23 protein-coding genes and 2 tRNA genes (1 of these 25 only partly in view) are annotated in these 21,932 nt (G+C 41.3%); 21 read left to right on the plus strand and 4 right to left on the minus strand.

Features of this window, described 5'->3' with window-relative positions; genetic code table 11:
* Both HMPREF3129_RS12785 and HMPREF3129_RS12790 read left to right on the plus strand, forming a co-directional pair.
* A tRNA-OTHER gene (locus HMPREF3129_RS12785) sits at positions 1 to 30 on the plus strand (it extends 52 nt beyond the left edge of the window).
* Positions 31 to 62: 32 nt separating this feature from the next.
* Positions 63 to 138, plus strand: a tRNA-Gly gene (locus HMPREF3129_RS12790).
* Positions 139 to 270: 132 nt separating this feature from the next.
* Here the strand turns inward: HMPREF3129_RS12790 and HMPREF3129_RS12795 are convergent.
* The 3 genes from HMPREF3129_RS12795 to queG form a co-directional block, all read right to left on the minus strand.
* Positions 271 to 597, minus strand: coding sequence for a type II toxin-antitoxin system RelE/ParE family toxin (locus HMPREF3129_RS12795; protein WP_036919592.1), 327 nt, complete (start codon positions 595 to 597; stop codon positions 271 to 273).
* Between the two features lie 5 nt (positions 598 to 602).
* Complete coding sequence (locus HMPREF3129_RS12800) at positions 603 to 872, minus strand: type II toxin-antitoxin system Phd/YefM family antitoxin (RefSeq protein ID WP_017628768.1); 270 nt, start codon at positions 870 to 872, stop codon at positions 603 to 605.
* A gap of 947 nt (positions 873 to 1,819) precedes the next feature.
* Positions 1,820 to 2,974: a tRNA epoxyqueuosine(34) reductase QueG gene (gene queG, locus HMPREF3129_RS12805; RefSeq protein WP_004246297.1), complete on the minus strand. Its 1,155-nt coding sequence runs from the start codon at positions 2,972 to 2,974 to the stop codon at positions 1,820 to 1,822.
* Positions 2,975 to 3,195: 221 nt separating this feature from the next.
* Here queG and tsaE point away from each other — a divergent pair, with 221 nt between their 5' ends.
* From tsaE to rplI, 16 genes are all read left to right on the plus strand, one after another.
* The gene (tsaE, locus tag HMPREF3129_RS12810; protein ID WP_036894015.1) at positions 3,196 to 3,663 is read left to right on the plus strand and encodes a tRNA (adenosine(37)-N6)-threonylcarbamoyltransferase complex ATPase subunit type 1 TsaE; all 468 of its coding nucleotides are present in this window, start codon (positions 3,196 to 3,198) and stop codon (positions 3,661 to 3,663) included.
* A gap of 13 nt (positions 3,664 to 3,676) precedes the next feature.
* Positions 3,677 to 4,993, plus strand: coding sequence for an N-acetylmuramoyl-L-alanine amidase (locus HMPREF3129_RS12815; RefSeq protein ID WP_004253037.1), 1,317 nt, complete (start codon positions 3,677 to 3,679; stop codon positions 4,991 to 4,993).
* A 21-nt stretch (positions 4,994 to 5,014) separates the two neighbouring features.
* A complete protein-coding gene (mutL, locus tag HMPREF3129_RS12820) occupies positions 5,015 to 7,024 on the plus strand; it encodes a DNA mismatch repair endonuclease MutL (protein ID WP_036919594.1) in 2,010 nt (669 codons plus the stop codon).
* Positions 6,993 to 7,934: a tRNA (adenosine(37)-N6)-dimethylallyltransferase MiaA gene (miaA, locus tag HMPREF3129_RS12825; protein ID WP_004246293.1), complete on the plus strand. Its 942-nt coding sequence runs from the start codon at positions 6,993 to 6,995 to the stop codon at positions 7,932 to 7,934. The genes mutL and miaA overlap by 32 nt, the downstream gene beginning before the upstream one ends.
* Positions 7,935 to 8,043: 109 nt before the next feature.
* Positions 8,044 to 8,334, plus strand: a complete 291-nt coding sequence (gene hfq / locus HMPREF3129_RS12830) for an RNA chaperone Hfq (RefSeq protein ID WP_004246291.1) — start codon at positions 8,044 to 8,046, stop codon at positions 8,332 to 8,334.
* A 93-nt stretch (positions 8,335 to 8,427) separates the two neighbouring features.
* Positions 8,428 to 9,711: a ribosome rescue GTPase HflX gene (hflX, locus tag HMPREF3129_RS12835; protein WP_004246290.1), complete on the plus strand. Its 1,284-nt coding sequence runs from the start codon at positions 8,428 to 8,430 to the stop codon at positions 9,709 to 9,711.
* A gap of 92 nt (positions 9,712 to 9,803) precedes the next feature.
* Entirely contained in the window at positions 9,804 to 11,078 is a 1,275-nt protein-coding gene (gene hflK / locus HMPREF3129_RS12840; RefSeq protein ID WP_004246289.1) for an FtsH protease activity modulator HflK, read from the plus strand.
* Positions 11,079 to 11,080: 2 nt separating this feature from the next.
* Positions 11,081 to 12,085 (plus strand): protease modulator HflC, encoded by a 1,005-nt coding sequence (gene hflC, locus HMPREF3129_RS12845; protein WP_004246288.1) that lies wholly within the window; start codon positions 11,081 to 11,083, stop codon positions 12,083 to 12,085.
* A gap of 451 nt (positions 12,086 to 12,536) precedes the next feature.
* Positions 12,537 to 13,835, plus strand: a complete 1,299-nt coding sequence (locus HMPREF3129_RS12850; protein WP_004249629.1) for an adenylosuccinate synthase — start codon at positions 12,537 to 12,539, stop codon at positions 13,833 to 13,835.
* Between the two features lie 425 nt (positions 13,836 to 14,260).
* Positions 14,261 to 14,689 (plus strand): nitric oxide-sensing transcriptional repressor NsrR, encoded by a 429-nt coding sequence (nsrR, locus tag HMPREF3129_RS12855; protein WP_004249627.1) that lies wholly within the window; start codon positions 14,261 to 14,263, stop codon positions 14,687 to 14,689.
* A 38-nt stretch (positions 14,690 to 14,727) separates the two neighbouring features.
* A complete protein-coding gene (rnr, locus tag HMPREF3129_RS12860) occupies positions 14,728 to 17,217 on the plus strand; it encodes a ribonuclease R (protein WP_036919597.1) in 2,490 nt (829 codons plus the stop codon).
* 115 nt (positions 17,218 to 17,332) lie between these two features.
* On the plus strand, positions 17,333 to 18,064 hold the full coding sequence (gene rlmB / locus HMPREF3129_RS12865; RefSeq protein ID WP_175437872.1) for a 23S rRNA (guanosine(2251)-2'-O)-methyltransferase RlmB: 732 nt from the start codon (positions 17,333 to 17,335) through the stop codon (positions 18,062 to 18,064).
* Between the two features lie 160 nt (positions 18,065 to 18,224).
* On the plus strand, positions 18,225 to 18,620 hold the full coding sequence (rpsF, locus tag HMPREF3129_RS12870) for a 30S ribosomal protein S6 (RefSeq protein WP_004246283.1): 396 nt from the start codon (positions 18,225 to 18,227) through the stop codon (positions 18,618 to 18,620).
* An 8-nt stretch (positions 18,621 to 18,628) separates the two neighbouring features.
* Positions 18,629 to 18,946 (plus strand): primosomal replication protein N, encoded by a 318-nt coding sequence (gene priB, locus HMPREF3129_RS12875; RefSeq protein WP_004246282.1) that lies wholly within the window; start codon positions 18,629 to 18,631, stop codon positions 18,944 to 18,946.
* Between the two features lie 4 nt (positions 18,947 to 18,950).
* Positions 18,951 to 19,178: a 30S ribosomal protein S18 gene (gene rpsR / locus HMPREF3129_RS12880; RefSeq protein ID WP_000135199.1), complete on the plus strand. Its 228-nt coding sequence runs from the start codon at positions 18,951 to 18,953 to the stop codon at positions 19,176 to 19,178.
* Positions 19,179 to 19,221: 43 nt separating this feature from the next.
* Complete coding sequence (gene rplI / locus HMPREF3129_RS12885) at positions 19,222 to 19,671, plus strand: 50S ribosomal protein L9 (RefSeq protein WP_004246281.1); 450 nt, start codon at positions 19,222 to 19,224, stop codon at positions 19,669 to 19,671.
* Between the two features lie 97 nt (positions 19,672 to 19,768).
* Here the strand turns inward: rplI and HMPREF3129_RS12890 are convergent, their stop codons facing one another.
* Positions 19,769 to 20,428, minus strand: coding sequence for an OapA family protein (locus HMPREF3129_RS12890; RefSeq protein ID WP_004249623.1), 660 nt, complete (start codon positions 20,426 to 20,428; stop codon positions 19,769 to 19,771).
* 370 nt (positions 20,429 to 20,798) lie between these two features.
* On the opposite strand from HMPREF3129_RS12890, the gene HMPREF3129_RS12895 reads away from it, so the two are divergent.
* The 3 genes from HMPREF3129_RS12895 to zinT are packed head-to-tail and all read left to right on the plus strand — an operon-like array spanning position 20,799 to position 21,835.
* A complete protein-coding gene (locus HMPREF3129_RS12895; RefSeq protein ID WP_004246279.1) occupies positions 20,799 to 21,047 on the plus strand; it encodes a type B 50S ribosomal protein L31 in 249 nt (82 codons plus the stop codon).
* Between the two features lie 11 nt (positions 21,048 to 21,058).
* The gene (ykgO, locus tag HMPREF3129_RS12900) at positions 21,059 to 21,184 is read left to right on the plus strand and encodes a type B 50S ribosomal protein L36 (protein ID WP_004246277.1); all 126 of its coding nucleotides are present in this window, start codon (positions 21,059 to 21,061) and stop codon (positions 21,182 to 21,184) included.
* 3 nt (positions 21,185 to 21,187) lie between these two features.
* Positions 21,188 to 21,835: a metal-binding protein ZinT gene (gene zinT, locus HMPREF3129_RS12905; protein ID WP_036919603.1), complete on the plus strand. Its 648-nt coding sequence runs from the start codon at positions 21,188 to 21,190 to the stop codon at positions 21,833 to 21,835.
* Positions 21,836 to 21,932 lie beyond the last annotated feature (97 nt).

A 21,932-nucleotide genomic window follows, 5' to 3' on the forward strand; every position in this document is an offset into this window, starting at 1 on the left:
TCGCGAGTTCGAGTCTCGTTTCCCGCTCCAATCTTTCTTCGATAGTTATCAGTATTAGCGACGCGGGAATAGCTCAGTTGGTAGAGCACAACCTTGCCAAGGTTGGGGTCGCGAGTTCGAGTCTCGTTTCCCGCTCCAAATCTTCTTCCAAAGACTTCAATAAACTCAGTAAATTCTTATAAATCAAAGCGTTTGTCGTAATAGCATTAGCTAAGTTGTTTTTAGAAGTCGGCCTGTCTCTCTATGATAAGAATATACAGTAAGATATTTTTACCCTAAAAGTCGCCGAGTAAGCAGGGCTTGCATGTCTCGTCTGCCATCCGCAATAATAAAGATAACCACTTGTTTTGCTATTGTGTGATAGATGACACGATAAGGTTTAAAAAAGATTTGCTGATATTCACGAATACCTAAACTTTGTAATTCCTTTGGAATACTGCCTTTCATAGGAAAGTTAGCCTGTGTATTAGTGACCTTAAGCAGCTCATCTAATACATAATCTGCATTATCTATGCTGTCGTGGTCGGCAATATAGTTATAGATGTTCTCTAAGTCTGTTTCGGCATCTTTCGTCATTACCACTTTATAGGACGCCATTACGATTATTTCCTTTTACTTTTTAAACGCTGAACAACGCTTTTTATATCTTTTACTTCACCTGCTTCAACTTGTTGCTGACCTAACGCCAATATTTTAAGTAAGGCTAATGTTTCCTGTGTCTCTTCATAAAAGGTAATATCCTGAATAACCGCTTTTGCTTCGCCATTTTGAGTAATAATCATCGGTGCACCAGATTCAGTGAGTTTAGTCATCACTTCGGCGGCATTAGCTTTTAAATAACTAATTGGTTTGATTTGTTCTGAGTAACGCATATCTACCTTAATCAATAAGACTAAATTAAGTCTAAAAAAAGTCTAATCTGAGTGTGAAGAGATAAAAGCTAAAATGCAATATAGAAAACCTTTAGCGAAAACCGCTTAATGAACAGTCCAACTCTATGAGGTCACTTCAACAGGGCGGGGAGCAGTCACGCATAAGCAACAATACAAAGCGTTATTTTGTTTAATAACACCCAAATAAAGCTATTGCATTCTAAAAGTCACAAGGACATAACTATGGACAGGAAATAGCAATGCTTGTATAAAATATAACCAAAAAATCTTTATTTTCTCTCTCACTTTTTAAAAATGAGTCTACACTGTGGTAGGTGCAGATCAGCGATTGTAGCTAATACACTTAAAGCGAGTGACCCATTGCAGTGCAGAAAAAGGGAAATCGATAACAGCAAGAAAGATCAAGCTATTTTTTTGTGATCTATCTTTGATCTTTGCTTGCATTTCTATTTAGCCAGCACTAGAATGTGCGCCTTTCCTCGTTTAGGGGGGAGCTAAACCTCAGATCAATTTTTGTTGTTTAGGTTTTTATTCTGTTAAATATACTTTGAAGAGTATTTTTTATGAAGAAAAGTATTTTTATGACTTTTCTTTGGAAAAAAGAGCCCGAGTTCCACTTATCTTAATATTCTTATCGAAATAAATTATCCACAATAAGATGCTCATAATCCTTGCATCTAGCACTAATTTATTTTTTTACTGCACAGAGTTATCCACAGGATGCTATCATTGAGTCATTAGCATATTATGCTAGTGAGTTAAATATTGCTTTTATCTATCCAATTGATAAGTAAGTTTATTTTTATTTTTTTTAATTTGTGCCACACTTCGCTTGAATTTTTTCTTCATATTGATAGACAAAGAGTTTTTATTTTATTCACAGGTGAAATTATCTCATCTTATGAGTATGCGTATCATGTTAAAAACTAAGCATCACGAGGTAGGCCCTTAGTTATTGCCCTTACTAGACGTTTTTGTTGTGAAGTCTGTATTTTTAGTGTTTTTTCTTCTCTTTTGGCTTTCTGTTGGGCGATAGCCCAGTGCAAATGTTCATCTAAAACCTCCCCTAAACCAAAGCGCTCTTGCAAGGCCAGTACAATTTTGTCCTGATAAGGGGCATTGCCTAACGCAACACTAATATTTCTTAGCCAACGTAAATAGCCAATTCGTCGGATCGGTGAACCTTCTGTAATACGCAGAAATTTTTCTTCACTCCATTGGAATAGATCCAGCAATTCTGGTGTATGTAAGGCACGGCGCGGAGAAAAATCATCTTCCTCAGTGAGCGAAGAAAAACGATTCCATGGGCAAATTAATTGGCAATCATCACAACCATAGATACGATTGCCCATCAAAGGGCGAAATTCTTCAGGAATAGCGCCTTCAAGTTCAATCGTTAGGTAAGAAATACAGCGACGAGCATCAATGGTGTAAGGCTCTACGATGGCGCCTGTTGGGCAAGTGGTCATGCAAGCTACACATTTACCGCATTGCTCTTCAACGGGAGAATCAATAGGCAAAGGTAAATTAATTAATAATTCACCGAGAAAAAACCAAGAGCCGGCCTGATTATTGATAACAAGTGAGTGTTTACCAACCCACCCAAGGCCAGCTTTCACGGCCAATGGTCGTTCCATTATCGGCGCTGAATCAACAAAAGGGCGAAAATTAACAATACCTTGATATTCAAACTGTTGGCAATATTGCGTAATTTTTTCACCTAATTTTTTAAGGCGTTGTCTTAATACTTTGTGATAATCTCTACCTAATGCATAACGGCTAATATAGCCTTGCTCTGGATTATTAAGGGTACGAGCAAAAGCGGCATCTGTTGGCAAATAGTTCATTCTGACGCTGATCACACGCAATGTGCCCGGCACCAATTCATGGGGTCTTGCTCGAGTCATGCCATATTTAGCCATCCATGCCATTTCACCATGATACTGTTTATCTAACCAAGCTTGTAAACGAGGCTCTTCGAGCGATAAATCAGTATCGCAAATTCCTGTTTGTTGGAATCCTAGTTCAGTTCCCCAACGTTTTATATTTTGAGCAAGGTGATGAAGATCGAGTGATGACATGAGCAACCGAAATAATAGCTAATAGGTGAGTCCTAAGAGTGCGCAGTGTATCATAGTGCAACGATAGGAAAAATCCTCGTAAGAAATAGATTTATGGTATGGTTATTTGAAATTGATTCTGATAATAATTTACTTTAAGTGAATATAAAAATGGTCTGTTTGCATGTGCTCTAACATGCTATTAACTAAGTCGTTATTACCTAACAATAGATTGTATGAATATGAAAGAATGGGTTGTTACATTAGAAAATGAAGCTGCAACAGTAAAACTAGGGCATTCAGTCGCAATGGCGACAAATAACCAAGGGCTTATTATTTATTTATTTGGTGATCTAGGGGCCGGGAAAACCACCTTTAGCCGCGGATTTTTACAAGCTTTAGGTCATCAAGGTCATGTTAAAAGTCCGACATATACCTTGGTAGAGCCTTATATGCTGACACCACGCCCAGTCTATCATTTTGATCTTTATCGCTTAGCTTCAGCGGAAGAGTTAGAATTTATGGGGATACGTGACTATTTTGCACAAGATCCACTGTGTCTCATTGAATGGCCTTCTCAAGGGGAAGGGTTTATACCTAATGCGGATTTAGAGCTTCATTTAAGCTATGAAAATGAAGGTCGTAAAGCCCATTTTATTGCCCTTTCACAGAGAGGGAATGCTGTTTTATCCCGTATTCAGTCTGCATAAAGGAATATTGATTATGTCGAGTCTCATCACTATTGTGAGCCAATGTCAGCGTTATATTGCCACCTTTTTGTTGGTTGTTTTGTCACTTTTTGTGGTGCAAATAGCACAAGCCGCTACGGTAACAGAAGTGAAGGCCGAAAATGGGGATGTGGCTACAACACTTACATTTTCGTTTAGTGGTGGGAAACCAAGCTATAGATATTACTCACTGAAAAATCCAGATAGGTTAGTGATGGATTTTAAGCAAGGTAGCCAAATAACGGGTTTACCTGTGACATTAAATCGTCAGCAATTAGCACAGAAAATTCGCACGACACAATCAAAAGATAGCCAATATCAAAGTATGGTGGTAGAGCTTGCCAAACCAGTGGTGGTGACGGAGCGCTTGTTAAATAGCAATGGTGAATATAAGTTAGTACTTACTATCAAACCTATTAATGCTCGACAAAATAACAATACATCAACGACGGTCAGTGTAGTGGCGTTATCAGCAAACAAAGCCACAAATACGGTGGCTAATCAACAGATGGCGCCTTTAGTGAGTACACCTAAGCAACCCGTTGCACCTGTAGTACCGGTAAAGCCTCGCACAACCTCGAATAAGCCCGCATCGAGCGATCGGCAAATAATTATTGCGATTGACGCAGGGCATGGGGGGCAAGATCCCGGCGCTATTGGGCAAAAAGGTAATCGTGAAAAAGATGTTACCTTAAGAGTGGCAAAAAAATTAGAAGCGATTTTGCGTAATGATCCTATGTTCAAACCCGTTTTAACCCGCAATGGCGACTATTTTATTTCTGTTGCTGGACGCTCTGAAGTGGCCCGTAAGCAAGGTGCCAATATGTTAGTGTCTATTCATGCCGACTCTGCACCTAATCGCAGTGCGCGCGGGGCATCTGTTTGGGTATTGTCAAATCGTCGCGCGAATAGTGAATTAGGTAAATGGCTTGAACAAAGCGAAAAACAATCAGAGCTTCTCGGTGGCGCTGGTGATGCACTCGCAGAAGGGGTTGATCCCTATTTAAGCCAAGCAGTATTAGATTTACAATTTGGTAATTCACAGCGTGTAGGCTATGACGTTGCGGTAGCGGTGTTATCTGAACTTAGAAAAGTAGGATCATTACATAAAAAAACACCAGAGCACGCCAGCTTAGGGGTTTTACGTTCACCTGATATTCCGTCTATTTTAGTCGAAACAGGTTTTATTAGTCATGCCGCTGAGGAACAATTGCTGATTTCAGATGCTTACCAAGAGAAATTAGCCGCTTCAATCTATGCCGGATTAAAAAATTACTTTCTCGCTCATCCCTTACAGAATGGGCCAAAATAAAGATAAACGTGGGATAAGGTAATGGCGATTAATTTATTACCTCCTCAGTTAGCAAATCAGATTGCAGCAGGGGAAGTCGTTGAAAGACCCGCTTCTGTTGTTAAAGAGTTACTTGAAAACAGCTTAGACGCGGGTGCGACAACAATTGATATCGATATCGATAAAGGTGGCGCTAAGCTAATTCGTATCCGCGATAATGGATGCGGCATTTCCCGTGATGATTTGAAGTTAGCACTTGCTCGCCATGCAACAAGCAAAATATCGACACTGGATGATCTTGAAGCCATTATGAGCATGGGGTTTCGTGGTGAAGCCTTAGCCAGTATCAGCTCTGTATCACGTTTAACCTTAACATCTCGTACCGCATCTCAGGAGGAGGCTTGGCAAGCCTACGCCGAAGGGCGTGATATGACAGTGGCAGTCAAGCCAGCAGCACATCCGGTGGGGAGCACAGTTGAAGTGCTCGATCTTTTTTATAACACTCCTGCAAGACGTAAATTTTTACGTACCGAAAAAACAGAGTTTGGTCATATAGATGAAGTAGTACGTCGTATAGCCTTATCCCGCTTTGATGTGTCAATTAATTTAACCCACAACGGTAAGCGTGTGCGTCAATATCGCGCTGCGAAAGAAACTCATCAGCATCATCGTCGTTTAAGTGCTATCTGTGGTAATCATTTTGTTGATCAAGCAATGCAACTGACGTGGGAGCATGGTGATCTGGCAATAAAAGGCTGGGTAGAGCATCCTTTAGCTCCAGTGCAAAGCAGTGAAGTACAGTACTGTTATGTCAATGGGCGTATGATGCGCGATAGATTGATTAACCATGCTATTCGTCAAGCATATGAGGGTTATTTGCAAGGTGAACAGCAACCCTCTTATGTGCTTTATTTAACCGTCGACCCTCATCAAGTGGATGTCAATGTGCATCCTGCCAAACATGAAGTGCGTTTTCACGAATCGCGCTTAGTACACGATTTTATCTATCAAGCTGTCCTGAGTGTGTTAAGGCAGGTTACAGAAGATACGTTATCTTTAGATGAAGAGGATAATGGGGCTTTAACTGCCACAACATTTCCTGAAAATCGCCAAGTTGCGGGAGAAAATGTTTTTTCGCAGCCTTATCAAGCACCAGTAACCTCATCTACGCAAAAAAAGAGCACGGGAGCTTACCAAGGAAGTGCAGGAAAAGGGTTAACAGATACGCAAAAGAGTCCCCAAAAAACGCTAGATACACGTCAGTTTGGTGAGAGTTATCAACGTACGCAAGGCATGCTTTATCAAAAAATGATGCAAGAAAGTGCGAGCGATGTTGAAAATAAAGAAAAAATACCCCTATTTCCCCCTCGTCCCCCATTGAATTTGGTTGATGTTGGTCATACAACTAATAACAATGAAACAAATGTAATTTCAGTGGTGCCTCGTTCTGTTAATGCCAGCGTAGCGCAAACAGATTATACTTTTGGCCGGGTATTGGCGATTTATCAGCAGAAATATGCGTTAATTGAATCTTCGCAAGGTCTAGGGCTGTTAGCATTGGAAGAAGCTGATTTTCTGTTAAAATGTGCCCAGTTATTGCCAGAAAATGAAAATTTGAAACCCCAACCTTTGCTAGTGCCTTTAAAAGTCACACTCAGTAAAGATGAAATTAATACATTTAAACAGTTTCAGGCGTTAATCAGTGATTTTGGGATTGTTATCGACATCTCTCATGGTAAAGCGACGATCCACGCGGTCTCGTTGCCTTTGCGACAGCAAAATTTACCTGTATTACTGACAAAGCTATTAGCTTATTTGGCAACAGAAAAATTATGCTCTAAACAACAAATTGGGCATTGGTTAGCAAAACAGTTAAGTCATGAGTCGGGTGTTTGGTCACAGGCTCAGGCAGTAGGATTATTGGCTGATATTGAACGATTATGTCCACAATATGTCAGACAGCCGTCCAAAAACTTATTACAATTAATAGAATTACAACCTGTGGTAGCGGCACTGAATAATGAGCGAAGTAAAAACGCAAATAAAACCTAAAGCAATCTTTCTGATGGGGCCAACAGCCTCTGGTAAAACCGCATTAGCCATTGCGCTAAGACAAAAACTGCCCGTTGATCTTATTAGTGTTGATTCTGCTCTTATTTATCGTGGTATGGATATTGGTACTGCGAAACCGGATGAGACAGAGCAGTCGCTTGCACCACATCGTTTAATTGATATTCTAGATCCCGCATTACCTTATTCTGCCGCAGACTTTCGTAAAGATGCGTTAAAAGCAATGGAAGAAATTACGGCTGCAGGACGAATTCCACTATTAGTGGGCGGGACTATGCTATATTTTAAAGCGTTATTAGAAGGCTTATCGCCTTTACCCAGTGCTAATCCAGAAATTCGTGCTGAAATCGAAAAAAAAGCAGCCGAACAAGGGTGGGAGGCAATTCATCAAGAGCTAGCATCCGTCGATCCCGTTGCGGCCAAACGGATCCATCCTAATGATCCTCAACGCCTTTCTCGTGCACTGGAAGTTTACCTGATTTCAGGTAAATCGATGACAGAATTAACTCAAATATCAGGCGAAGCATTGCCTTATGATGTTTATCAGTTTGCGATTGCTCCGAAAGATAGAAATGTACTTCATCAACGCATTGAAGCACGTTTTAAACAGATGTTAACGTGTGGCTTTGAAGATGAAGTAAAATCATTATACCAACGGGGCGATCTGCATGAAGATTTACCTTCTATACGTTGTGTCGGCTATCGCCAGATGTGGTCATATTTATCCGGCGAAATCGACTATGATGAGATGGTTTATCGAGGGATCTGCGCTACCCGGCAATTAGCGAAGCGACAAATCACTTGGTTAAGAGGTTGGCATGATGTTCATTGGTTAGATAGTGAAGATTTTGAACAGTCTCTTAACACTGTTTTGCAGGTAGTTAGTGCATAGATGGTAGGTTTGTGTAAAATTGATAGTTGCTAAAGTGCAATTTTTGAGTAGTTCATTTTTTCGAACCATTAGGTTCTAGTATAAAACAACAAAATAAGGAAAACATAGAATGGCTAAGGGGCAATCTTTGCAAGATCCTTTTCTGAACGCATTACGTCGTGAAAGGGTCCCTGTTTCAATCTATTTGGTAAACGGCATTAAATTACAGGGTCAGATCGAATCTTTTGACCAATTTGTTATTCTGCTGAAAAACACTGTTAGTCAGATGGTATACAAACATGCTATCTCTACCGTAGTACCTTCTCGTCCTGTTTCTCATCATAGCAATACAGGTACCAACCAAGCGGGTACAAACTACAGTGGCGGTAACGCGACTCAGCAGGATGATGTTGCAGAATAATTATCAAATATTATTCTTAATATAATAAAAACATAGGTAGGGAGACTTTACCTATGTTTTTCCTGTTTTTATAAAGTCCATGAGGTTTCGCCTTTGTTTGATCGTTATGAAGGTGGCGAATTAGCCGTTTTAGTGCACGTTTTCTTTTCGCAAGAAAAGGATATTGATGACTTGCAAGAGTTTGAATCTTTGGTGACATCTGCCGGTGTAAAACCAGTTCAAATTATTACAGGGAGCCGTAGAGCGCCTCACTCCAAATATTATGTGGGAGAAGGTAAAGCGGAAGAAATCGCAGAAGCAGTAAAAGCGAGTGGTGCAGATGTGGTGCTATTTAATCACGCACTCTCACCGGCACAAGAACGAAATCTGGAAAGACTTTGTGAATGTCGTGTGGTTGATCGCACGGGAGTTATCCTCGATATTTTTGCTCAACGAGCAAGAACTCACGAAGGAAAGCTACAGGTAGAACTCGCTCAGTTACGTCATTTATCAACCCGTTTAGTTCGAGGGTGGACACACTTAGAACGACAAAAAGGGGGGATTGGATTACGTGGCCCTGGCGAAACACAGCTTGAAACGGACCGACGTTTGCTCAGAGGCAAAATTAGTCAAATTCTAATGCGTCTAGGCAAAGTTGAACGTCAGCGTGAACAAGGACGACAAGCGCGAAGTAAAGCTGATATTCCAACGTTATCTCTGGTGGGTTACACCAATGCGGGTAAGTCGAGTTTATTCAATCGTATAACCTGTGCTGATGTATATGCTGCTGATCAGTTGTTTGCGACACTGGATCCTACCTTAAGACGAATTCAGGTCGATGATGTTGGTACCGTGGTGTTAGCTGATACGGTTGGTTTTATCCGACATCTACCTCATGATCTGGTGGCGGCATTTAAGGCAACGCTACAAGAAACACGTGAAGCGACATTGCTTCTTCATGTTATTGATGCCGCTGATAGCCGTTTTGAAGAGAACATTCATGCAGTTGAAAATGTATTAGAAGAGATTGATGCTCACGAGATACCGACACTGTATGTGATGAATAAAATTGATCTTCTTGAGGACTTCACCCCAAGAATTGATCGAAATGAAGATAATTTACCTGTTAGGGTTTGGGTTTCTGCACAAACAGGTGAAGGTATTCCTCTGTTATATCAGGCGTTGACAGAGCGCCTTTCAGGTGAGATCGCACACGTTGAATTGCGTTTACCGCCAGAAGAAGCAGGGCGATTACGTAGCCGTTTTTATCAATTACAGGCTATTGAGCGTGAATGGATTGAAAAAGACGGTAAAGTTGGGCTAATCACCCGAATGCCTATGGTAGACTGGCATCGACTTTGCAAGCAGGAGCCTACTTTATTGGATTACGTGGTCTGATAATTGGCCATACTAAAGAACATTAACTGAGAGCTGGCGATGAAATCGGCTCTTAAGCCTGATAAATCTAATCATAATAATGGAGCTAGAACATGGCGTGGAATCAGCCCGGTAACAACGGACAAGACCGCGACCCGTGGGGGAACCGAAACGGCGGTAATAATAACGGCGACGGGAACTCTAACGGTAATCAAGGAGGTCGGGATCGTAAAGCATCAGATCTCGATGATTTGTTCCGGAAACTGAGTGCAAAACTTGGCGGTTTCGGTGGTAAAAAAGGAGGAAACTCCTCTTCTGGGCAAAATGGCGGACCTCGTGGTAATGCTGGAAACGTATTAGTTTCTCTTGCATTAGGTGCAGTGGTTGTCGTTTGGGCTGCCAGTGGTTTTTATACCATTAAAGAAGCCGAACAAGGTGTTGTGACTCGTTTCGGTAAATTTTACCAAATCGTCGAGCCTGGTTTAAACTGGAAACCGACTTTCATTGATGAAGTTCAGCCTGTCAACGTAAAAACTATCCGTGATTTAACTACGGGTGGCATGATGTTGACATCAGATGAAAACATGGTTCAAGTTGAGATAAACGTTCAATATGTTGTCTCAGATCCAGAAGCATTTCTCTTTAATGTCACAACGCCAATGAATAGCCTAGGACAAGCGACAGACAGTGCCGTCCGTGGTGTAATTGGTCGTTCAGAAATGGAAAAGATCCTGACATCGAACCGTTCAGAAATTCGTGATCAAACCCGTCAAGAATTAGAAGAGACGATCCGCCCTTATAAAATGGGGATCTCCATTGTGGACGTCAACTTCCAAGTTGCTCGCCCACCAGAAGCGGTAAAAGCGGCATTCGATGACGTAATTGCGGCACGAGAAGAAGAGCAGAAAACCATTCGTCAGGCTGAGGCTTATAAAAACGAAGTGTTACCATTAGCGAAAGGTAACGCACAACGTATGATTGAAGAAGCAACCGCTTATAAAACGAGTGTGGTGATGAAAGCAGAAGGTGAGGTGGCAAGTTTCGCCAAAATCTTACCTGAATATCGCGCTGCACCGGAAATTACTCGTGAGCGTCTGTATATTGAAACAATGGAAAAAGTGTTGTCGAAAACACGTAAAGTCATTGCCAATGACAAAGGTAACAGTATGTTGGTTCTGCCTTTAGAGCAAATGTTACGCCAGCAACCAAAAGCGCCAACGTCATTTAATAGTGTCACAGAGGCACCTGCGCGTATTTCAACCCCTACGCCAAGTACCAACACAACACCTACTCAGAAACCAGCAACAACTTATGGTAACGGTGGATATGGTAGCAATAATAGTGGTGGTTATGGTCAGCCTTATGGCTCTAATCAAGGAGGACAATAATCATGCGTAAAGTTATCGCTGTTGTTGCAGTTATTATTTTAGCGTTGTTGTACTCCTCAGTATTTGTCGTGCAACAATATGAACGCGGTATTATTTTACGTTTCTCGAAAGTGGTACGTGATGGTGAAAATAAACCGGTCGTTTATGAACCGGGTATTCACTTTAAAATTCCATTTATTGAGAATGTGAAAAAACTGGATGCGCGTATCCAAACGATGAATATCCAGCAAGATCGCTTCTTATCAGGTGAGAACAAAGACTTGTTAGTTGACTCTTATCTGAAATGGCGTATCAGTGATTTTAGTACTTACTACCTAGCTACTGGTGGTGGTAATACGATGCAAGCAGAAACCTTATTGCGTCGTAAATTTAGTGACCGTTTACGCTCTGAAATTGGTCGTATGAGTGTAAACCAAATTATCACTGATTCACGTGGTCGTTTAACCATTGATGTGCGTAATGCGTTGAATGAAGGTACACCTTCTCGTGATAAAAGTGATGCAGATGATGCTATTGCTATTGCTGCGAAGAAAGTGGCCGAAGAGACCAAAGGTAAAGCTCCTGCTATCAATATGAACAGTATGGCGGCATTAGGTATTGAAGTGATTGATGTTCGTATCAAACAAATCAACTTACCAATGGAAGTTTCTGAAGCCATTTATCAACGTATGCGTGCAGAGCGTGAAGCGGTTGCTCGTCGTCACCGTTCACAAGGTCAAGAAGAAGCGGTGAAAATCCGTGCTGCAGCAGATAAAACAGTGACAGAAACCTTAGCTGAATCGGAGCGTGAATCGTTACGTATTCGAGGTGAAGGGGATGCGCAAGCAACTAAACTATTTGCTGATGCATTCAGTCAAGATCCTGACTTCTATGCGTTTATCCGTAGCTTACGTGCTTATGAGAATAGCTTTAATAAAGACGGTAATGACGTCATGGTGTTAAGTCCAGATAGCGATTTCTTACGCTATATGAAAGCACCAACTAAAGCGAGAGCGATTGAAGAGTAATCGTCATCGTTCAACAAAATAAATAATCATCCCCTAAGATAAAACTTAGGGGATTTTTTTAGCTTTTAATCAAGCAGATAGAATTAAAACGAATAAAGAAAATCGTTTTTTATTATTGAATGAAACGAAAAATCGCTCGCAACCATTTCCAAATTGCCTTTAGCTGAGATAGTATAAAGTGAAAATTGCATTTCAAGATAAACCTTCGGCAATCCCGAGGCGTCTTCTTAGCCATTTTCACTTTTATGTCACTCTGCTTCCTGTTTTTGCGATCAAAACTGTTGATAAAAATCACAAATATCTTGTGATGTGGTTTTTTCGGGCAAAAATATTGACAATGGCAAGATAATCTATTGCTTAAAAGCGGGGATGGCATAATTAGATAAAATCTACTGTAACTCTTGAATTGAGATGGTAGAATCCTTTTTTAAGCAACCGAGTGTATTTTGAAATGAGTAATAACGTTGTCGTATTAGGCACCCAATGGGGTGACGAAGGCAAAGGCAAGATCGTCGACTTGCTGACAGAACGTGCTAAGTATGTTGTTCGTTACCAAGGCGGACATAACGCAGGTCACACCCTAGTCATTGACGGTGAAAAAACCGTTCTCCACTTAATCCCATCAGGCATTCTTCGTGAAAATGTTGTCAGCATCATCGCAAACGGTGTCGTATTATCGCCAGAAGCACTGATGAAAGAAATGACACAGCTCGAAGAGCGTGGTATTCCTGTTCGTTCACGTCTACTGCTGTCAGAAGCTTGCCCATTAATTCTGCCTTATCACATTGCATTAGATAATGCCCGTGAAAAGGCGCGTGGTGAGAAAGCGATTGGTACTACGGGTCGTGGTATTGGCCCTGCTTATGAAGATAAAGTCGCACGCCGTGGTTTACGTGTTGGTGATCTATTTGATAAAAAAGCATTCGCTCAGAAGCTTAAAGAGATCATCGAATACCATAATTTCCAACTGGTTAATTATTACAAAGTTGAGCCTGTTGATTACCAAAAAACCTTAGACGATATCATGGCGATCGCTGATATCTTAACTGGGATGGTTGTTGACGTTTCTGACTTACTTTACAAAGCAACACAAAAAGGTGAGTTAGTGATGTTTGAAGGGGCGCAAGGTACTCTATTAGATATCGATCACGGTACTTATCCGTATGTCACCTCTTCAAATACGACCGCAGGTGGTGTTGCAACAGGTTCCGGCTTAGGTCCTCGTTATGTTGGTTATGTATTAGGTATCATTAAAGCCTATTCTACCCGTGTTGGTGCAGGTCCATTCCCTACAGAATTATTTGACGAAACCGGCGATTTCCTGCGTGAAAAAGGCCAAGAGTTCGGTGCAACAACAGGTCGTAGTCGCCGTACTGGTTGGTTAGATATTATTGCTATCCGCCGTGCTGTTCAAATCAACTCATTGTCAGGCTTCTGCATGACCAAACTTGATGTCTTAGATGGTCTGAAAGAAGTTAAAGTGTGTGTAGGTTATCGCTTACCAAATGGCGAAGTGATTGAAACTACACCATTAGCAGCAGATGATTGGGAAGGTATTGAGCCTATTTATGAATCTATGCCTGGCTGGAACGAAAGCACTTTCGGCGTAAAAGATAAAGCACAGTTACCACAAGCCGCGTTAAATTATATTAAACGCGTTGAAGAGTTAACTGGTGTGCCTGTTGATATCGTTTCTACAGGTCCAGATCGTTCAGAAACGATTATTCTCCGTCATCCATTTGATGCATAATTTATTGTATTAATTGGTTTGATGTGAAAATCGTCCCTGAAAATGACAGGGGCGATTTTTTCGTATCTGTAACAAAGCCGAACTGAGTCACTATGTTGATTAGCAATAAAACGAGAAACAGTTTCCCGCTCGGTTGCGTTTTTGTTTTAGGGCTATGGTCAGAAGTGAAATAAGATAACGTTATTTTGTTGTCAACTAAGAGAAGCGATCTGTTGAAAAGCGACAGGATCGCTTTTTCTTTGCCTGTGATATCGCTATTATTTTAATGGTTTTGGTGAGTAAGCCTAAAAGCGCGGACTTTTGAGTATATCTTTGCTAAATGTCCAAAAATTAAACATAATATTGCTTAATAAAATGATATTCTCATTACTCATTATTTATCCTTTAACTTCTTTAACTGGGAGTTTTACTTTTCAGAGGTCATTGTGCAATTAACCAGTTTTACAGATTATGGATTGCGGGCGTTGATATATATGGCTTCATTGCCAGAAGGCAAAATGACGAGCATCACCGAAGTGACGCAGGTCTATGGTGTGTCACGTAATCATATGGTTAAGATTATTAATCAGCTAAGTCATATGGGATTTGTCGAAGCGATACGTGGAAAAAATGGTGGTATACGCTTAGGTAAACCTGCCGCTGATATTATTGTCGGCGAGGTCGTTCGTGCTTTAGAGCCGCTTTCACTGGTTAACTGTAGTGCTGAGTTTTGTCATATCACCCCAGCTTGTCGATTAAAACTTGTATTAAATCAAGCGATAGAACAGTTTTTGAAAGAGCTAGACCGTCATACACTGGCTGAATTGGTAGAAAACAACAGCCCCTTATATAAATTGTTATTGGAAGATGTTTGAGTCGACAATTTCATCATTCTGATAGCTTGGAGGTCATAATGTCCAAAGATCCTTTTCAGGATAGAGAAGCCGAAAAATACGCCTCTCCAATTGCTAGTCGTGAATTTATTTTAGAAGAAATGAAGAAACGCCCGGCCCCGATGAGCCGTGAAGATATCGCGCAGGCATTGAAAATTTCAGGTGAAGAAAATCTGGAAGCATTACGTCGTCGTTTACGGGCTATGGAACGAGATGGTCAGTTAGTTTTTACTCGACGTCAGTGTTATGCCTTACCTGAACGCCTCGATCTTTGGAAAGGTAAAGTTATCGGTCACCGTGACGGCTATGGTTTTTTACGTGCGGAAGGCCAAAAGGATGATCTCTATCTTTCACAAGATGAAATGAAAAAAACCATGCATGGTGATGTGATTTTAGCGCAACCCCTAGGCATGGATAGAAAAGGGCGTCGAGAAGGTCGCGTCGTTCGTGTTCTTGAACCCAGAAACAGCCAAATTGTTGGGCGCTATTTTATTGAGTCAGGTATGGGATTTGTGGTACCTGACGATAGCCGTTTAAGTTTTGATATTCTTATCCCTAAAGAAGATATCATGGGCGCACGTATGGGGAATGTGGTGGTGGTTGAAGTTACCACAAGACCAACACGGCGTACTCAAGCGGTAGGACGCATTGTTGAAATTTTAGGTGAAACTATGGGGACGGGAATTGCGGTAGAAATTGCACTACGCACCCATGAAATTCCTCATACTTGGCCACCTAAAGTAGAAAAAGAAATCGCTGATTTAAAAGAGGATGTGCCAGAGTCAGCGAAACAAGGTCGCGTTGATTTGCGTGATCTCCCTTTAATTACCATTGATGGTGAAGATGCGCGAGACTTTGATGATGCCGTTTATTGCCAGCGTAAAAAAGGCGGGGGCTGGCGTTTATGGGTGGCAATTGCAGATGTGAGCTATTATGTACGCCCTCAAACTGCATTAGACACAGAAGCTCGTAGCCGAGGCAATTCGGTCTATTTCCCTTCTCAAGTTGTCCCTATGCTGCCAGAAGTACTGTCGAATGGATTATGTTCATTAAATCCACAAGTCGACCGTTTATGTATGGTTTGTGAAATGACCGTTTCTGAACAGGGGCGCCTTTCATCTTATAAATTCTATGAAGCCGTAATGAGCTCTCACGCGCGAATGACTTACACCAAAGTATGGAAAATCATTCAAGGTGATGAAGAGTTACGTGAGCACTACCAACCAATCGTAAAAGATATTGAGCACCTTTATGAGCTATATCAAGCCCTCGATAAGGCGCGTGAACAGCGTGGTGCCATTGGTTTTGAATCGGAAGAAGCGAAATTTATTTTCAATGCAGAACGTCGTATCGATCGTATCGAACCGGTTGTACGTAATGATGCACATAAATTAATTGAAGAGTGCATGATTTTAGCCAATATTGCGGCGGCGCGTTTTGTTGAGAAAAATGAAGAGCCTGCGTTATATCGTGTGCATGATAAACCCAAAGAAGAGAGCGTAATGAATTTACGTTCGGTATTTAATGAACTGGGTTTAACGTTACCGGGAGGATTAACACCGGAGCCAGGCGATTATGCGCGGGTCATGAAAGAAGTCGAAGAGCGTCCAGATCACGAAATGCTACAAACCATGGTATTGCGCTCCATGAAACAGGCGATTTACGATCCTGAAAATCGAGGTCACTTTGGTTTAGCATTAAAATCTTATGCTCACTTCACTTCACCCATCCGTCGTTATCCTGACTTAGCGCTACATCGTGCTATTAAATACCAGATAGCGAAACAGCAAGGCCATGGCTCACAGCGCTGGACACCAACAGGTGGCTATCATAGTGATATGGATACCATGCTTCAGTTAGGGGAACACTGCTCTTTAACTGAACGTCGGGCGGATGAAGCAACCCGTGATGTGGCTGATTGGCTGAAATGTGATTTTATGCTTGATCAAATAGGTCAGCAATTTACCGGTATTATTACCAGTGTCACTGGTTTCGGTTTCTTTGTGCGCTTAAACGATCTATTTATTGATGGTCTTGTTCATGTATCCACATTAAATAATGATTACTATCAATTTGATAATGTTGGACAGCGTTTAATTGGTGAGTCATCCGGTCAGGTGTATCGTCTGGGTGATGAAGTTGAAGTGAAAGTTGAAGCGGTCAGTATGGATGAACGTACTATTGACTTCTCATTGATTTCAACAACACGTAAAGCACGTAACCCCGGGAAAACAGCACGTGTTCGTGCGTTAAAAGGGGGAAAAGACAAGAAAAATGCGAGCAGTAGTAAGTCTCGTCGTCGTGATGCCAGCAAAGACAAAAACTTTGAACCTGATAGTGCCTTTAGAAAAGGTAAATCAAGTAAAGAAAAACAGAGTAAAGAGAAAGTCATTAAAGAGAAAATTGCGAAGGACAAGGCGAGTACTAAACGCAAAAAAGCCTCTGCACAAACCAAAAAGATAGAGGCGAAATTAAAAGCCAAACGTGCGGCGAAACGCACTAAAGCGTAGTTATACAACGAAGTCATTCACTGTTTGACTCCTATTAAAAAGGCGGATTTTCCGCCTTTTATCTGTTATTGTGCCTTTTATTTTTTAACGAGTAACAACCGCTATGAGCGAAGATATTATTTATGGTATTCACGCAGTAAAAGCACTGCTTGAGCGTGATCCGATACGTTTTAAAGAAGTTTATGTGTTAAAAGGACGCGAAGATCGTCGTTTAATGCCGGTGATCCATGCGCTGGAAGAACAAGGGATTTTAGTTCAAGTTGCTAATCGCCAATGGTTAGATAATCAAACTGAAGGTGCGGTTCACCAAGGGATAATTGCTAAGGTAAAACCTAGTCGTCAGTACCAAGAACAAGATTTACCGGACTTATTAGCTGAAGTAGGTACACCTTTTCTATTAGTGTTAGATGGTGTGACTGATCCACACAACTTAGGCGCATGCTTACGTAGTGCTGATGCGGCTGGTGTTCACGCAGTCATTGTACCAAAAGATCGCTCAGCTCAATTAAATGCCACGGCGAAAAAAGTCGCTTGTGGTGCTGCAGAAAGCGTACCTTTGATCCGTGTAACCAATCTGGCACGTACTTTACGCTTATTACAAGAAGAGAACATCTGGATTGTTGGCACCGCGGGGGAAGCGGATCATACATTATATCAAAGCAAACTCACAGGGCCTTTAGCTTTGGTTATGGGGGCTGAAGGTGAAGGAATGCGCCGTTTAACCCGCGAACATTGTGATGAGTTAATCAGTATTCCTATGGCAGGCTCAGTCTCTTCATTAAATGTCTCCGTGGCAACCGGAGTTTGTTTATTTGAAGCAATGCGTCAGCGTATTTCTGTAAAATAACACTGCGCGTATTTTATTCTCTTCCTCCCTTGAGTTTTATTGCGTGGGGGGGTATAGTTACGCGTCAATTTTTTCAGTCACACTTAAACAAGTTCCTTGCCTCCATGGGTGGTGACTGACCCTGACAGGAGGCTGATAAATCCGTAAGGAGCAATATCAAATGCGTCATTACGAAATCGTTTTTATGGTTCACCCAGACCAGAGCGAACAAGTTCCTGGTATGATCGAACGTTATAAAACCGCTATCACTAATGCTAATGGTCAGATCCACCGTCTCGAAGACTGGGGTCGTCGTCAACTGGCTTATCCAATCAACAAACTGCACAAAGCACACTACGTTCTGATGAACGTTGAAGCTCCGCAAGAAGTGATTGATGAACTGGAAACTACTTTCCGCTTCAATGATGCCGTGCTCCGCAACATGATCATGCGTACTAAACACGCAGTGACTGAAGCTTCACCAATGGTTAAAGCAAAAGACGAACGTCGTCGCGATGTTGCTGAAGATCTTGATGAAGAAGAAGTTGATGATGTAGCAGAGGATTCTGAAGAGTAATTAGTGTTGTGACGGCTAATCGATTAGTGCTAACAGGCACTGTGTGCAAAGCATTGATACGAAAAGTTAGCCCTGCTGGGATCCCGCATTGCCAATTTGTGATTGAGCATCGTTCAACACAAGAAGAAGCGGGATTAAAAAGACAATCATGGTGCAGAATGCCCATTATTGCCAGTGGGAAAGCGTTACAAACTGATACTCACAGTATAACGGTCGGTAGCAAAGTTACCGTTTCAGGATTCATTAGTAGCCATCAGGCGAGAAATGGATTGTTTAAACTGGTATTGCATGCCGAACAGATTGAATTGATAGATTCTGGAGACTAGCCATATGGCACGTTATTTCCGTCGTCGTAAGTTCTGCCGTTTCACAGCGGAAGGCGTACAAGAGATTGATTATAAAGACATCGCTACGCTGAAAAACTATATCACTGAAAGTGGTAAAATTGTACCAAGCCGTATCACCGGTACTCGTGCAAAATACCAGCGTCAGCTGGCTCGTGCTATCAAGCGCGCGCGCTACCTGTCTTTATTACCTTATACTGATCGTCATCAGTAATAGGTATTATATAGTCCATTAATGACTTGTAGAGGATAAGGTAATGCAAATTATTCTGCTTGATAAAGTAGCGAATCTGGGTAGCCTGGGTGATCAGGTTAACGTAAAATCGGGCTATGCTCGTAACTATTTAATCCCACAGGGTAAAGCTGTTTCTGCGACTAAGAAAAACATCGAGTTTTTCGAAGCGCGTCGTGCTGAGTTAGAAGCTAAATTAGCTGAAACTTTAGCAGCAGCTGAAGCTCGTGCAGCGAAAATCACTGCGCTGGGTTCTGTCACTATCAGCTCTAAAGCGGGTGACGAAGGTAAATTGTTTGGTTCAATCGGTACACGTGACATCGCTGATGCAGTAACTGCAGCTGGCGTTGAAATTTGTAAGAGCGAAGTTCGCCTGCCAAACGGCGTTCTGCGTACAACTGGTGACCACGAAGTTCACTTCCAAGTTCACAGTGACGTATTCGCTGAACTGAATGTAATCATCGTTGCTGAATAATCATTAGATTAAACAGTTATGTTGATAGAAAAACGCCAGCTTAGCTGGCGTTTTTTATATAGGTTATTTGCTCTATTCTCCACACCGCTTGTTGACACTATGGCGTACGATAATAACTACCATCACTTAGCCGAGTGAAGGTAATAACAGTACCGGTATTGTCAGTCACTTCAAGCATGCTCACTTCACCTTGTGAACCTCGTTGTAAACGAATGGTTTGTCCGGCGCGTAACTGGCTTAACGGCTTTTGTGGGCCTTCTGATTTCGCCATAGTAAACGCATCATTGACAAGCAACTGATTATCTCTAAATAGTTGTGCAAGGGTTTGCCCCTCTTTAATGGTATAAGTTTGCCAATTTTCAGTCGCGGTTGACGGTGTTTGAGGCGTTGTGTTTACTGGCGTATTGTCATTGGTATTATTGGCTTCACCTTCTTCTGGTAAGTCTTCTGTCTCTTGCTCAGCATTTAGACTATCTTGTGCTGGTGGTAGTGTATTAGGGACATTTTGTGTTTCATTTGAGACAGAAGGTGCTACAGGCACAGGAAGATCTTGTGTCGAAGATGAGGGTTGAGGTGGGGTGGTATTTTCACTTGTTGGCCAGAAAAAAACGACTAACAAAATAATGGCAATAACAACGATTGCTCGACGATGTAAGCCTGGGAATTTGCCCATATTCACCTCATGATTGAACTGTGAATCACTATCACTAATTGTAACCTCTTTTTTATTTCTTGTTGCCATACTAGCACGAACCATGATCCTTACCTGCTCCCTGAATTCTTTTCAGAATTATCTCTTTAATTTGATTACGTCCTTGAAGGTGTTACCAAAAGCACCCGATGCTTAATCGTCTATAGTTGTGGGATTAAGCGAGACAGAAGAATACTGAGTGTTATCTATTCAACGGCATAATGTGGTGAATGTTTAGCATTTATTTTTTGAATAGACTTACTCTGCTTAATCAAATGTTCTATGTTGCCTCACCCCTTGCAACATGTAGAGATGCCACTATCACTAATAGGTATATAAAAAAAAGGATCAAAAAAACTAGCCATTAAAATAAAAAGGCGCTACATTATCGCAACTCAATATTGTTATATTATAACATCACATAAAGAGGGCGGGTATGAAAGAAAATATTCATCCACAATATCGTACGGTCATTTTTCATGACACTAGCGTAGATGCTTATTTTAAAGTGGGATCAACCATTCAAACTGATAAAACTATTGAGTATGAGGGGCAACGCTATCCTTATGTCACTTTAGATGTCTCTTCTCAGTCTCATCCATTTTATACCGGTAAACAAAAAACACATTCTCAAGAAGGTAATGTGGCACGCTTTAATAAGCGTTTTGGCCGATTTGTTAATTAGGGAAGAAAAAAATGCAAGTATTAAGTTCATTAAAGAGTGCGAAGCTGCGCCACCCTGATTGTAAAGTGGTACGCCGTCGTGGACGTCTGTATGTAATTTGCAAATCAAATCCACGTTTTAAAGCCGTTCAGGGGTAACCTATGCAAAAACCAATCCTTTCTTGTCTTTTGATTATGGGTTTTTTAGGTAGTGCTATGTCTGTTTTGGCACATGGACATCATCATGAAAAAGTACGCACACAAGCACAAATAGATGCTGCGAATGGGATTTTTGAGGACAAGGACGTTCTCAATCGCTCATTAAGCGATTGGGATGGCGTATGGCAATCTGTTGAACCCTATCTGCGTAGTGGCGAATTAGATATCGTTTTGCAAAAGAAAGCGGAGACGAAGCAAGATAAAACAGTAGAACAATATCGAGCTTACTATACACAAGGCTATAAAACCGATGTTGATATGATTGGTATTGAGAATAATATCGTAGAGTTTCATCGTGGTGATAAAGTTGATAGCTGTGAATATCACTATGATGGTTATCGTATTCTACATTATCAATCGGGTAAAAAAGGTGTTCGCTATCTGTTTAGATGTGACGATGCCAACAGCCAAGCTCCACGGTTTATTCAGTTTAGCGATCATATTATTGCACCAGAAAAAGCACAGCATTTTCATCTATATATGGGAAATAATTCACAAGATGAATTACTTAAAGAGCTAACTAATTGGCCAACCTATTACCCTTATTCAATGAAAGGGGAAGATATTGTTCATGAAATGCTTTATCACTAATTAAAGTGAAGAAATAACCTATTGGGCTGACATCAATACCCTTGATATTTATCGAGGGTATTGTTTATCCAAAGCACCGTAAAACCCCGTCCTTCAG

Origin of the sequence: Proteus sp. HMSC14B05 (assembly GCF_001808035.1) — a bacterium.
In the GTDB taxonomy this organism is placed as follows: Bacteria; Pseudomonadota; Gammaproteobacteria; order Enterobacterales; family Enterobacteriaceae; genus Proteus; species Proteus mirabilis.